At 45.6% G+C, this 12337-nt stretch carries 14 protein-coding genes; 6 read left to right on the forward strand and 8 right to left on the reverse strand.

Annotation, left to right across the window (positions count from 1 at the left end):
• The first annotated feature begins 100 nt into the window (after positions 1-100).
• From QNI24_RS03350 to QNI24_RS03360, 3 genes are all read left to right on the forward strand, one after another.
• Positions 101-1852, forward strand: a complete 1752-nt coding sequence (locus QNI24_RS03350) for a hypothetical protein (protein ID WP_267174871.1) — start codon at positions 101-103, stop codon at positions 1850-1852.
• A 145-nt stretch (positions 1853-1997) separates the two neighbouring features.
• The gene (locus QNI24_RS03355; protein ID WP_267174872.1) at positions 1998-2423 is read left to right on the forward strand and encodes a DUF6491 family protein; all 426 of its coding nucleotides are present in this window, start codon (positions 1998-2000) and stop codon (positions 2421-2423) included.
• 87 nt (positions 2424-2510) lie between these two features.
• Positions 2511-3038, forward strand: a complete 528-nt coding sequence (locus tag QNI24_RS03360; RefSeq protein WP_267174873.1) for a lipid-binding SYLF domain-containing protein — start codon at positions 2511-2513, stop codon at positions 3036-3038.
• 16 nt (positions 3039-3054) lie between these two features.
• On the opposite strand, the gene QNI24_RS03365 is transcribed toward QNI24_RS03360, so the two are convergent.
• On the reverse strand, positions 3055-4311 hold the full coding sequence (locus QNI24_RS03365; protein ID WP_267174874.1) for a metal-dependent hydrolase family protein: 1257 nt from the start codon (positions 4309-4311) through the stop codon (positions 3055-3057).
• A 237-nt stretch (positions 4312-4548) separates the two neighbouring features.
• Here QNI24_RS03365 and QNI24_RS03370 point away from each other — a divergent pair, with 237 nt between their 5' ends.
• Positions 4549-4917, forward strand: coding sequence for a CidA/LrgA family protein (locus QNI24_RS03370; protein WP_267174875.1), 369 nt, complete (start codon positions 4549-4551; stop codon positions 4915-4917).
• Positions 4907-5635, forward strand: coding sequence for an LrgB family protein (locus QNI24_RS03375; RefSeq protein ID WP_267174876.1), 729 nt, complete (start codon positions 4907-4909; stop codon positions 5633-5635). Before QNI24_RS03370 ends, QNI24_RS03375 begins: the two co-directional genes overlap by 11 nt.
• 7 nt (positions 5636-5642) lie before the next feature.
• Here the strand turns inward: QNI24_RS03375 and QNI24_RS03380 are convergent, their stop codons facing one another.
• The 7 genes from QNI24_RS03380 to QNI24_RS03410 all read right to left on the reverse strand — a co-directional run bounded on the left by QNI24_RS03380 (position 5643) and on the right by QNI24_RS03410 (position 11463).
• The gene (locus QNI24_RS03380) at positions 5643-6701 is read right to left on the reverse strand and encodes a mechanosensitive ion channel family protein (RefSeq protein ID WP_267174877.1); all 1059 of its coding nucleotides are present in this window, start codon (positions 6699-6701) and stop codon (positions 5643-5645) included.
• The gene (locus QNI24_RS03385) at positions 6698-7780 is read right to left on the reverse strand and encodes a saccharopine dehydrogenase family protein (RefSeq protein WP_267174878.1); all 1083 of its coding nucleotides are present in this window, start codon (positions 7778-7780) and stop codon (positions 6698-6700) included. The genes QNI24_RS03380 and QNI24_RS03385 overlap by 4 nt, the downstream gene beginning before the upstream one ends.
• The gene (locus QNI24_RS03390; protein WP_458367996.1) at positions 7780-8274 is read right to left on the reverse strand and encodes a phosphatidylglycerophosphatase A family protein; all 495 of its coding nucleotides are present in this window, start codon (positions 8272-8274) and stop codon (positions 7780-7782) included. The genes QNI24_RS03385 and QNI24_RS03390 overlap by 1 nt, the downstream gene beginning before the upstream one ends.
• Entirely contained in the window at positions 8258-9193 is a 936-nt protein-coding gene (gene thiL / locus QNI24_RS03395) for a thiamine-phosphate kinase (protein ID WP_323373310.1), read from the reverse strand. Before thiL ends, QNI24_RS03390 begins: the two co-directional genes overlap by 17 nt.
• Before the next feature lie 9 nt (positions 9194-9202).
• A complete protein-coding gene (gene nusB, locus QNI24_RS03400; protein WP_267174879.1) occupies positions 9203-9667 on the reverse strand; it encodes a transcription antitermination factor NusB in 465 nt (154 codons plus the stop codon).
• A gap of 3 nt (positions 9668-9670) precedes the next feature.
• Positions 9671-10924 carry a serine hydroxymethyltransferase gene (glyA, locus tag QNI24_RS03405; RefSeq protein WP_267175172.1) on the reverse strand — a complete coding sequence of 418 codons (1254 nt, stop codon included), beginning with the start codon at positions 10922-10924 and terminating at the stop codon, positions 9671-9673.
• 107 nt (positions 10925-11031) lie between these two features.
• Positions 11032-11463, reverse strand: a complete 432-nt coding sequence (locus QNI24_RS03410; protein WP_267174880.1) for a CopD family protein — start codon at positions 11461-11463, stop codon at positions 11032-11034.
• A 127-nt stretch (positions 11464-11590) separates the two neighbouring features.
• Here QNI24_RS03410 and QNI24_RS03415 point away from each other — a divergent pair, with 127 nt between their 5' ends.
• A complete protein-coding gene (locus QNI24_RS03415; protein ID WP_267174881.1) occupies positions 11591-12337 on the forward strand; it encodes a DUF6776 family protein in 747 nt (248 codons plus the stop codon).

Genomic DNA, 12337 nt, shown 5'->3' on the forward strand with positions numbered 1-12337 from the left:
ATGTCGCTGTTGTCACAGAAACTTCATAAACTGGTCACTTAATTGAAACATCTGAACCGTAACATTTCGGTTTTTTGTAATTCCTACACGAGGTGTTTTGATGAAATTGGGTATTTTAAAAGCCGCATTATTGGGCGGTGTATTGGTAGCGGGTTCGGCAGCAGCAATCACTGTTGATGAGAACTTTGAAGGTCAGTGGTACAACGGTCCAGCTGGTGATAATGGCACAGGTTGGCAGTTTGACTACATTAAAACCGGTCCAGAAAGAGGTGTAATATTTGTTACTGGATTCGTTTACGGTGATGATGGCAGCCCAACTTGGGTAACGGGTAACAGCGTTGTTTTGGACGGTGAATCTAACTTGTCAATCGACTTGATTGAAGTGACTGATGGTGCTTTTGTGGGTGCCAGTGATCGTGCAGTTAATGCCTTTGGTTCAGCTGAACTGGACTTCAAATCGTGCCGTTCTTTGTCGATGGACATCAGCAACATCAGCAGTGCGTTTATATCTGAGACTGAAGCTTCATTCGACTTGCAACCGGCTGATGAAATTGGTGGTTTTGTCAGAGACGCTTCGGTTTGTCCTTACCAAACTGAATTCACCGGTTGTCCAGCTTTTGCTACAACCACTGCTCAACCTAAAACTTGTGCCATCTCAGGTACTTTAACAGGTGATGTGACATTGACTAACGACACCAACTGGGTATTGCAGGGTGGTGTATTTGTTGGTGAAGACGGTGGCGCAACGGCCAACTTAACTGTTGAGCCAGGTACTCGCGTATTGGGCGTTACAGGTAATGACTTCCTAGCGGTACAACGTGGTTCTAAAATCTTTGCAGAGGGTACAGCCAATGCGCCTGTGGTATTCACAGGTCCGTTCAATGCATCAGACCCGTCAGCCGGTGCTGGTAACTGGGGTGGTTTGGTCATCAATGGTCAAGCGCCTATCAACATTTGTGGTGATGAAGTGCCATTCGCTCAATGTGAAGACGTGGGTGAGGGTGGTTCTGGCAACTTCGGTGGTGATGATCCAACTGACTCAAGTGGTGTATTGAAATACGTTCGTGTGCAGTTCGGTGGATTCAGAATCAACGATGAAGACGAGTTGAACGGTATCGCTTTCCAAGGTGTTGGTTCAGGCACAACGGTTGAGTATGTGCAAGTGCATGCCAATGAAGATGACGGCATCGAATTCTTTGGTGGTACAGTCAATGCCAAGTATTTGGTATTAACGGGTATCAGGGATGATTCTTTGGATTGGACTCACGGTTGGGACGGTAATGTACAGTATGTGTTGGTGCAACAAGACCCAAATGCCGCAGCCGACAAAGAGCGTGGTATTGAAGCGGATAACTTCGAAGACAACAATGATGCCACACCTCGTTCGCAGCCAAGCATTGCCAACGCCACTTTCATTGGTGGGCCATCTGACAACAAAACCACCACTGGTATGGTGTTACGACGTGGAACGGGTTTCAACATGACCAACGTGATCGTAACTGGTTTTGAACGTTGTTTAGACCTTGATTCAGATGCGACTTTTGCAGCAGCTGGTTCACCTGATAATCTAACAGGTACAGCCACCATGGAAAACACCATCATCAGCTGTGATGTGAATTTCGATGAAGAAGCTGAAGACGCGTTTTCAGTACAAGCTTTCTTTGAAGCACAAATGGGTAACCAAGTGGCTGATCCTGCATTGGATGGCATCTACCCAACAGCCAACACACCAGGTGTGATGGCGATCGACAGCGATAAGTTTGGTTCATTTTTTGATAAAACCAATTACGCGGGTGCCTTCAAATCGCAAGTAGGTGCTTGGACCAATGGCTGGACTGAGTTCTTGGATTAATTGCAACAAACAATGGAACTGTTGAGGCGCTCTTCGGAGCGCCTTTTTTTGTGCCTGTGATGGTTTCCCGAACAATTGAGGTTTTGTTCAGTTTTGGTCAATTTAAATCAGGTAAAATGAAGTAGATTCAATCAAGGTGAAGACAATGAAACAGTTGATTATTTTAATGCTAATAATGGGGTTGGTTGGCTGCAATCAAAACAAGCACGCTCGTGTCAATTATGCTGAGTTCATAGCACAAAATAACTTGCAACCCCAACGCGATGTCAGTCAGTTCAGGTTCCAAGGCTGGCAGCCCTTGAGTGATCGTTTTTTGATTTTACGCAGCAACCAACAAAAAAGCTACCTGATCCAATTGATGTCACCTTGTGTTGATTTGCCGTTTGCCAACAACATTGTATTGAAACAAGATATGAGTAATCGCTTACAGGCTAAATTTGACAGTGTGGTTGTACCGGGTCAATTCAGGCAAAGTTGTCGCATTGATTCAATTTATGAAATGGACCGTGAATTGAAGCAGGATTTATTGGAGTTTGGTCAGCGAAAAGAACAAATCAGGGTGAACAACTGAGGCCCAGTGAGTTGATGAACTCTCTTAACAAAAGTAAAACTCAAGTTATGTTAGCATGTGTTTTTTTTTAATCTTCAGCAGTTACCTATGAGAAAAACTATATCACTGCTTGGTTTGTTGGTGGTTTTTGGCGCCACGGCAAAGTCCAAGCAAGAAATAAATATCTTGGCAGATGCCACCATGCAAAGGTTCACTGAGGAAGTGGTCGGTGGACAACAGTTCCTTAATGGCGCCGCCGCTTACTTGGTTTTTCCACAAGTGCTCAAGGCAGGTCTGGGTATTGGTGGTGAATATGGCGAAGGGGTGTTGCGTGTAGGTGGACAAAACCTCGCTTACTATTCAACTGCTGCTGCTTCCATTGGCTTTCAGGCCGGGGCGCAATCAAAATCTGTGGTGGTGGTTTTCATGAGCCAAGAAGCATTGGATAATTTTCGCAATAAAAAAGGCTGGAAAGCCGGCGTGGATGGCTCTGTAGCAGTGATTAAATGGGGCGTGGGAGAAGACATCAACACTTTAGATATCAAGGATCCTGTGGTCGGTTTTGTCTTCAGCAACAAAGGACTGATGTTTAACCTAACGCTTGAAGGTTCTAAGTTCACTGAAATCAAGCGTTGAGTTTGAATATAAAGTTTTAGTTCTTGTAGATTTTGCCACCTTTCATCACAAACTGAACATTTTCAGTGGTTTTGATGTTTTCCAATGGGTTTTCATCGACCGCAATGAGGTCTGCAAGCAAGCCCGCTTTGATTTGTCCACGGTCAGCTTTCCCTAACAAGTCAGCGGCATTGATGGTGGCTGTGCGCAGTGCATCTGCCGCATCCATACCATGTTCCATCATGGCAGATAACTCATAAGCGTTTTGTCCGTGTGGAATCAAAGGTGAATCCGTACCCAAAGCAATCGGCACACCTGCTTTGATGGCTTTTTTCAAATTGGCTTGTGCCAAGGGCAATACGTATTCAGCTTTCTCAGCCAATTTTGGGTGTAATGTACTGGTGTCAATAAAGTCATCACAACCGGTGGTGGGCACCAAGTAGACTTTGTTTTTCTTCATCATTTTGATGCCTTCATCATCCAATAAGGAGCCGTGCTCAATTGAGTGAACCCCAGCACGAATTGCTGCTTTGATGCCTTCGGTGCCGTGCGCATGGGCCGCCACGCGCATGCCATGCCGGTGGGTTTCTTCCACAATGGCTTGCATTTCAGCGTCACTGAGTTGTTGCGCACCGACTGAATCTTCCATTGAAAGCACCCCCGCGGTGGCGTGCATTTTAATCACTTTGGCGCCATTTTTGATTTGGTAACGAACCGCGGCAATGGCTTCATCAGCACCATTGATGATACCATTTTTAGGTGTTTGCTCGATCAAGTCGGCAGCCAACCCCAGCGTTAAATCGCCATGTCCGCCCTGGATACTGATCATGTGTCCGGCTGGGATGATCCTGGGTGCAACAATCCAGCCAGCATCGGAGGCTTGTGCTAAGGCCACATCAATCATGTCAGTGGTGATATGCACTTGACCAATGTTTCTGACCGTAGTGAAACCAGCCAATAAAGTTTTTTCGGCATTCTTAGCGCCCCTTAATGCCCCTTTGCTGGCGGATTCTTTGGTCAAGATGTCATCAAAGCCACCATTGAAATCCAAATCTAAATGGGCATGCATGTCCATCAAGCCAGGTAAAATAATCTGTTCTCCCAGATCAATGACTTTGGCCTCAGCAGGTAAATTTTGAGGGTTGACAGCAGTGATCGTTTCGCCATCAATGACGATGTTTGCAGGCTGAATCAACTGACCTTGCTGCACATCAATGTAACCCTTGGCTTTAATCAATGTGGTTTCTGCTTGTAGGTTCAAGCTAATTGCTAACAGTATTAAAAATAATTTCATCACTTATCCACTTGGTTTTTTGTTAAATTCTAACAGAGCAGGGCTTGTCATGGTGAGGTGATTTTGAATGGCGAGACTGGTTGTTGTGAATTGGTTTTCTGTTGCTCTATTTTATCAGCAATGAAATTATTGCTGTTTGCCCAATCAGGTTTGTATAAGATAGTAAAATTGAGGCGATTTAGACCAATGGCAACTGATGGTAGTTAAAGCAACCGATTCATTAGCGGAGGGCAGTTTGTGAAACTGATAATTGGCGTGATGGTGTTGATCACTTATGACCAAGTGGGAAAATGGTTGATGCAATCATTGGACTGGCCCATTCCTGGATCAGTGGTGGGTATGATGTTGTTGTTTATCAGTTTGGTGTTGTTACCAAAGCCACCAGCGGCCTTGGTTCAATCATCGAAGTTTTTGCTGCGGCATTTGGGTTTGTTGTTTGTGCCTGCAGGTGTTGGCATCATGTTGTTGTATGACTTGGTGGCTGATGAATGGTTGGCGATGTTGGTCAGTATGGTGCTGAGCACTTTTGTTTCGCTGGTGTTCACTGCCTATTTGATGCAAGCCATGATACCGGTTGATGGCACAGAGGAATCTGATGGAAACTGAGTGGCTTGAGTTTTTATCTGACTGGTTTCCAAGTAATCCATTGTTTGGTTTGCTGGTGACTTGGCTGATTTATTGGTTGATTCAACAACTTTATTTGCGCCAACAGGCAGCGCCTTGGCTGCATCCGGTATTGTGGTCGATTGTGCTGATTATCATCCTGCTTTCAGTGGTAAAAATAGACTATGAGGTTTATTGGTCAGGTGGCCAAATACTGCATTTCTTTCTGGGGCCTGCCACGGTTGCTCTGGCTTGGCCCTTGTATCAACATTTAAACACCATCAGAAAATTGTGGTTGCCGGTGCTGGTCAGTGTCAGTTCAGGCGTTCTGGTCGGTGCCACCTCCGTCATTTATCTGGCGCAGTTGCTGGGAGCCAGTGAATTAACTCAGTTATCATTGGCACCCAAATCGGTGACCACACCAGTGGCCATAGCCGTGACAGAACAGTTGGGTGGCTTGACTGCTCTGACCGCAGGTTTTGTTATCATCACTGGAGTGGTCGGGGCGATGTTTGGGGCGATGATTTTCAAAGCACTGGGCATTGTCGATCAGCGGGTCAAAGGCATAGCCATGGGTGTTTCAGCACACGGTGTTGGCACAGCCAGGGCTTGGCAAATTGATCATACCATGGGTGCATTTTCAGGATTGGCGATGGCCTTATCGGCCTTTTTGGTGGCTTTCATACTGCCACCTTGGTTGGGTATATTAGGGATTCTTTGAAGGTTGCTTATTGTATGGCTTGGTGGGTCAATGGAGTGGCCAGTGACAAGCCATGTTCGGTTTGTAAATCATAGGCTGCACGGTTGATGGCGAACCTGGCTTGGACGATGCGATATACCGATTCAACCCGATAATTCATGCGCCACTGGATGGCATGATCGCCCGGATTGACCAGCACCAATCTGGGCGTTTTTTCAGGGTCTAATTGTTTTTCCATCTCGCAGGCTTTTTGCCAAACGGCCTGGATGTAGGCCTCGACTTGTTCGGATGGGGTGTCATAACCAATGTTAAATTCAACATAGTCGTTCCAATAGTTGGCGTCGGTTTTGTTTAATATTTCAACCGGTACGGCGCGCAGTTTAGAGTTGGCGACGATGATGCTGTGTTTTTGAATCAAGTGATGAAAAGTGGTTTCTGTCAATGACATGCGTTTGATCACCGCCAATATATCCATCGAGGGGATGCGACAAACCACGCCGGGTGAAATTTGGCCTTGGTGTAGCATGATTAAACCGCTGACCGCATCGTGTGCCCAAGCTTCTTTGGTACCAAATAAAATCACCAGAATGCCACCAATCACTCCAGTGGCCTGTAACCAGGAAGTGACTTGCCAAATATTGATGATTAATAACAGCGAAACAGCGATGGTAATCAAAGTAATGATGATGAAACCCATTTCTGATTGATAGGTTCGGGTCTTGGTATCCTTGCCATCAATGGTGCGTTGTTTGCCGTATTTCTTGATGGTCCAGGAATGGCCGAACTGGGTCAGCAAGTAACCCAATAAAAAAACCAAACCTGTCTGTGAGACTTGTTTGAGGAATTCGCGTTGTCCGTAATCGTTGATGACATAATTCCACAACCAATCAAACAAATAGATTGACAACAAAAAGATGTTCATCAGACGCAACAAACGGGCGCGTTTTGTATTCAATTCATCAGAGCCTGAAGGCACCACATGCTTGAACAGGAATCCTGCAATAATAAATATGCTGATGTTCAACACAATGGCCAATTTGCCAAAAACTGACAGGCCGGTGAAGTAAGCTATCAGTGACTCAATCATACCGCTTTGATGTTGATGTTGTGAGTGGCCAACTCTGACATGATGTGTGCAAACCAGCTTGGGTTTTGTCCGATGATCTCTGGCGGTAACACCCCCTTGGGTAATTCATTGTTCAGCGCCAACCTGACACCTGCGGCACAGGTATAACCAGTGGTTCTGGCCATGGAGGAAACGTTGTTTTGCTGGTCGTAGTGATCAATTAATTGGTAGGTTTCGGCATGTGGTTTGCCATTCTTGACACCTGAGGCGGAGATTTCCATGACGGTTAAATCTGGCTCGTTTTCATCGAATTGCCATTGTTCCAGTAAGACCTTGGCGGTGGCATCTCGGTGTTCGGGTTTGAAAAATCCGGCGTCGATGAGTTGTTGGATTAAAGTGGCATGACCGTTGTAACGCACGGTTTTTTCAGCCATGGTGGGGATATTGACGGTTTGTAGCAATGAGCGCAAACCGTCGGTATTAAAGGCTTCCATATGGCCCACACCTTTGAAATACAAAGACTCTATTTCACTCATCGCAGGCAAGATTATTTCTTTGCCTTCACGACGCATGCGTGCAGGGCGGGTATATTCTTCGATCACATCCAATGGTGCGAATGGCGCTTTGTATTCAAATGGTTTGAGTCGTTCCACCGGTACACCACCGACTTTACAAGCAAAAGCATCTACTTGGTCAAACTGTTGCACAAAGTGACCCGCGTATAAATTTGAAATACCTGGAGCCAGGCCAAAATCAACCAGTGCGGTCACACCGTTGGTTTTGGCCAGTTCATTCAAGGCCAAAGCATCCTCAGCAAAGAATGAAATATCAACAATCATTTTGTTCAATTCAATCAGTGCTTTGAGGCGATCAAAGCCAAGCAAACTGGGTAGTGCTCCCACCACCACGTCAAAAGGTTGTACTAGATTTTTCAGGCTTTCATCATCACAAGCATCAGCTGCCACCAACTGACAATCTGAGTGCAAATAATCCAAGTGGTCAATACTTAAGTCTGCCAGCGTCACAGCATGATCTGCACTTAAGTTCTTGGCGATCGCTGCACCAATTCTGCCACCACCCAATACCAATACTTTTTTCATCAATAATAACTCACAATTAAATACAAAATCAGCCAGGCATAGAGCCCAGCAATCACATCATCTATCATGATGCCAAAACCGCCTTTGACATGCTGATCTAACCATTTTATCGGAAAAGGCTTGATGATATCAAAAAACCTGAACAGCACAAATCCCAGTAACAACCACTGCCAATGCCAAGGAATCAAAAACATGGTGAGCCAAAAGCCAACGAATTCATCCCAAACAATACCACCGTGATCATGTACCCCCAGGTTCTTACTGGCTTGCTCACAGATATAAACTCCGGCTACAAATGTCACCACCAACATCAATAGATAATATGGCCAACTCAAGCCCATCATCAGCAGATACAAAGGAATAGCTGCCAGGGTACCAAAAGTACCCGGTGCTTTCGGGGCCAAGCCGCTGCCAAAGCCAAAAGCCAAAAAGCCAGTTGGTGTGGTTAATGCCACTTGTTTGGTTCTGCTCGTTAAATCAGCGTTTTTCATCATCGAAATGTTGGTAACCTTTGAAGTTGGTGGTGATGGGTTGGTGGTGATGCAAAACCATCACCACATCAGATTCTTTGTTGGGCGGTTCAATAATTTGGCCAATGATGTGACAATCCTCAGGCAGCTCGTCTTCAGCCTCGGCATTGATGGTGAAGCACAATTGATAATCATCGCCACCAGCCAACACATAGGCCATCCAGTTTTTGTCTTTTTGAATGATCGAGTTAATGGGGACCTGCGATAATTCAATCACTGCGGCCAAGTTGCTGGCGCGACAAATGTGACCCAAGTCAACCATCAAACCATCAGAGACATCAATCATGGCGGTGGCTAGGTGGGTGATGTTCTTGGCCACATCCAAACGGGGTTCAGGTTGTTTTAATTGTTGGTTACAGGCTTTTGATCGTCGCGGATTGTGCAAAGCAAAGGCGGCTGAACCTATTTCACCGGTCACCACCACCAAATCATGCAAATTCGCACCATCACGACGAATGGCATTGGAGGTTTCGCCCATTACAGTCACCGCAATGCTCAGAGGTCCCTGAGTGGTATCACCGCCAATCAACTGCACTTGGTACTTGGCCAACAGCGCCGCAAAGCCTTTGATGAAGCCATTGATCCATTTGCGGTTGATATCTGGTAAAGTCAGGTTCAACAGCACCCATTTCGGCGTCGCTCCCATGGCCGCCATGTCACTTAAATTAACTGCCAAGGCTTTGTGGCCAATGTGTATAGCTTGATCTGTCTCTTTGAAATGTACGCCAGCGACCAATGTATCAGTGGATACAGTGAGTTGGCAGTCGGGGTTGGGCTGTAGGATGGCAGCGTCATCTCCAATCCCTAAAACAGTGCCAGCAGTGGTGGTGTCACACTGGCGTTTGATTTGTTCAATGAGGTCAAATTCAGCGATAAATGACAGCCTTTTGTTTTACTTGGTTTGTGCTGCTATTTCAGCCTTTCTGGTGGCAGCTGCCACTTTGGTCAGAACCCCATTGACGAAAATGTGTCCGCCTTCGGCACCAAACTCAGTGGCCATTAAAATGGCCTCGTTGATGATCACTTTGAATGGTGTTTCAATGTGTTTGATCAGTTCGTAAGTGGCCATGGTCAGCACCGCATATTCGACCGCCCCCAAAGATGATTTTTCACGTCCCAGATGAGGATCAATGTGGGCCTCGATTTCATCTTTATTGGTTTCAATGTAGCGCAAGGCTGATTTGAAGAATTCAGTGTCTACTTTGTTGAAATCTTGTTCTTCTAAGAATTGATCAATGACCACACGAGCCGTCATGTCGTTGTAGTGAATCTGGTACAAAGCCTGTACCAAGCGTTTACGGGCGCGGTGTTTTCTGGCCAGCGGTTCAGGGATTCTTTTGGTTTTTTTATGCATCATGTTTTATCCGTAAACTGGAAACTCACGGCACAGTTTCGACACTTTGTCGCGAACGGTGGCGGTGGTTTCTTCGTTGTCCATGTCATCAAGGATATCACACATCCAGTGGGTCATGGCAGTGAATTCTTCCTCTCCAAAGCCTCTGGTGGTGCCAGCTGGGGTGCCGAATCGTAAACCACTGGTTACAAACGGTGATTTAGGGTCATTAGGCACCGAGTTTTTGTTGACTGTGATGTGTGCTGCGCCCAAACGTGCTTCGGCATCTTTGCCGGTGATGTCCTTGTCTACTAAATCAAGCAAGAACAAATGGTTTTCAGTGCCTCCTGAGACCACTTTGTAGCCGCGTTCCATAAACACCTTTGCCATCACTTGGGCATTTTTTATCACTTGTGCCTGATAGGTCTTAAATGCCGGTTCCAAGGCTTCTTTGAAAGCCACCGCCTTGGCAGCAATGACATGCATCAAAGGTCCACCTTGGATGCCAGGGAAGACCAATGAGTTTAATTTCTTTTGTAGTTCTGGATTGGCCTTGGCCAAGATAATACCGCCTCTGGGACCACGCAAAGTTTTGTGGGTGGTGGATGTGGTGACATCCGCAATGTTAACGGGTGAAGGGTATACGCCTGCAGCAACCAAGCCAGCGACATGCGCCATATCCACTAAGAAGTAGGCACCCACTTCATCGGCAATGTCTCTGAATTTTTGCCAGTCAATGCGTTTAGAGTAAGCTGAAAAACCGCCAATGATTAATTTAGGCCGATGTTCCAGTGCCAATTTTCTGACTTCATCAAAATCAATTTCACCAGTTTCCTCATCAATGCCGTATTGGATGGCGTTGTATAGTTTACCGGAGACATTGACCTTGGCACCATGGGTTAAATGGCCGCCATGCGCCAATGACATACCTAAGATGGTATCGCCGGGTTGTAACAAAGCATGAAAAACCGCTTGATTGGCCTGTGAGCCGGAATGAGGTTGGACATTGGCGTAGTCGGCTTGAAATAATTCTTTCACGCGAGCAATGGCCAATTCCTCTGCCACATCAACGTGTTCACAGCCGCCATAATACCTTTTGCCTGGGTAACCTTCGGCATATTTATTGGTCATTTGTGAGCCTTGTGCTTCCATCACGGCTGGCGAAGCATAATTTTCTGAAGCGATCAGTTCAATGTGGTCTTCTTGGCGTTGGTCTTCTGCTTCGATGGCTGCAGCCAACTCCGGGTCAACTTGGGCTATGGTTTTTCTTTTATCAAACATGGTGTTCAGTGGATACATTCAGGAAAGCGGTATTTTACCTTGATAGTTGCTCAGTGTCATCAATAGATGAGCGTGCTTTTCAGACGATGTTGAAACCTCAGCCTGGGCTAAAAAGGTTTGGCAATCACCAGATAAATGATAGCGAATAAGGCAAAAGCAGGAATTTCGTTGAACACGCGGAACCACACGTGGCTGCGGGTTTCAGTTCCGGCATTGAAGTTGTGGTGAATTTTGATGCACCAATAATGGTAAAAAACCAGTAAGGCCACCAATATCAATTTGGCGATCAGCCAGCCCTGTTGGATATAAACTAACCAACTGCCACCGGCCAAGGAGTACACCAACAAAACAGCTGATATCAATGTGCCCCAAAAAGTGAATCGCATCATTTTAATCAGTCGGTGCTCCATACCAGCTAGTAAAGCCACTTCCTTGGCGTCGGTGAGGTTGGCGTGATTTACAAACAGCCTGGGTAAATAAAACAGGCAGGCAAACCAACTGACCACAAAAAAGATATGAAAGGTCTTAAACCATAACATTGGATGGTTCCTTTGAAACAAATATGTTCATATAGGGGTGCGGTTGATTCTGCATCGGTGTCTGTTTAACCTGATTCTACTGTGCTGGTGGTATAATGCCGTTTTTTTACTCAAACAACAAGTCTAAGTGGCCATTAAAACCCCTAAATACGTGATACTGAACGCGGATAAAAAACCTTCTTTTATTCGTGCGCATTGGTTGTTGGTTTCTTTGCTGGGTTTGGCCGTGGTGACATTTTTGTTGGGTCGATACAGTCACTTGGGTGTATTGCAAGCATTCAAAGGACAAAAAACCACCTGGGTTGAGGTCAACCAACAACTCACTGAACAAAACGAAGCCAATCAAAAAACCATCAGCCAACTGCAAACAGCGGTTAAAATCAAAGAACAAGCGATTTTAGAACTGCAACAAAACATGAACAGCATCAGTGATGACAACGCTGCCTTGAAAGCTGAGTTGTCGTTTTATGAGAACCTCCTCAGCCACAAAGATGAAATCAAGAAACTTAGGGTGTTTGAGGTGACGGCGGAACCGCTGGCTGAGTTGTATCAGCTTAAAGTGGTTTTGGCGCAAAAACTACAACGGGCGAATGTGGTCAAGGGCCAATTGGCACTGAAATTAAAGGGTATCAAAGATGATGCAGGCCAGACCATTGATTTGGTTGAGCAGTTTGATTTAGAAAATGATTTTGAATTCAAATATTTTCAAATCAAAAAATACGCATTCAGTTTGCCCAAAGGTTTTAATCCCACCATGCTTTTAGTAGAATTGAAAAGCAATAAAAAAGTGATTTCAGAGGAATTTCAGTGGTCTGAAATCGCAGGTGGTTCTGCCCAAGAACTGAATGACGACATCATTGTGACGCAAAATTAA

Source organism: Marinicella marina (assembly GCF_030065545.1).
Classification (GTDB): Bacteria; Pseudomonadota; Gammaproteobacteria; order Xanthomonadales; family Marinicellaceae; genus Marinicella; species Marinicella marina.

Bases quoted from the DNA above. Each gene is read 5' to 3' on its own strand.
- QNI24_RS03350 (WP_267174871.1), top strand. From the start codon at position 101: ATGAAATTGGGTATTTTAAAAGCCGCATTATTGGGCGGTGTATTGGTA.
- QNI24_RS03355 (WP_267174872.1), top strand. From the start codon at position 1,998: ATGAAACAGTTGATTATTTTAATGCTAATAATGGGGTTGGTTGGCTGC.
- QNI24_RS03360 (WP_267174873.1), top strand. From the start codon at position 2,511: ATGAGAAAAACTATATCACTGCTTGGTTTGTTGGTGGTTTTTGGCGCC.
- QNI24_RS03365 (WP_267174874.1), bottom strand. From the start codon at position 4,311: ATGAAATTATTTTTAATACTGTTAGCAATTAGCTTGAACCTACAAGCA.
- QNI24_RS03375 (WP_267174876.1), top strand. From the start codon at position 4,907: ATGGAAACTGAGTGGCTTGAGTTTTTATCTGACTGGTTTCCAAGTAAT.
- QNI24_RS03380 (WP_267174877.1), bottom strand. From the start codon at position 6,701: ATGATTGAGTCACTGATAGCTTACTTCACCGGCCTGTCAGTTTTTGGC.
- QNI24_RS03385 (WP_267174878.1), bottom strand. From the start codon at position 7,780: ATGAAAAAAGTATTGGTATTGGGTGGTGGCAGAATTGGTGCAGCGATC.
- QNI24_RS03390 (WP_458367996.1), bottom strand. From the start codon at position 8,274: ATGATGAAAAACGCTGATTTAACGAGCAGAACCAAACAAGTGGCATTA.
- nusB (WP_267174879.1), bottom strand. From the start codon at position 9,667: ATGATGCATAAAAAAACCAAAAGAATCCCTGAACCGCTGGCCAGAAAA.
- glyA (WP_267175172.1), bottom strand. From the start codon at position 10,924: ATGTTTGATAAAAGAAAAACCATAGCCCAAGTTGACCCGGAGTTGGCT.
- QNI24_RS03410 (WP_267174880.1), bottom strand. From the start codon at position 11,463: ATGTTATGGTTTAAGACCTTTCATATCTTTTTTGTGGTCAGTTGGTTT.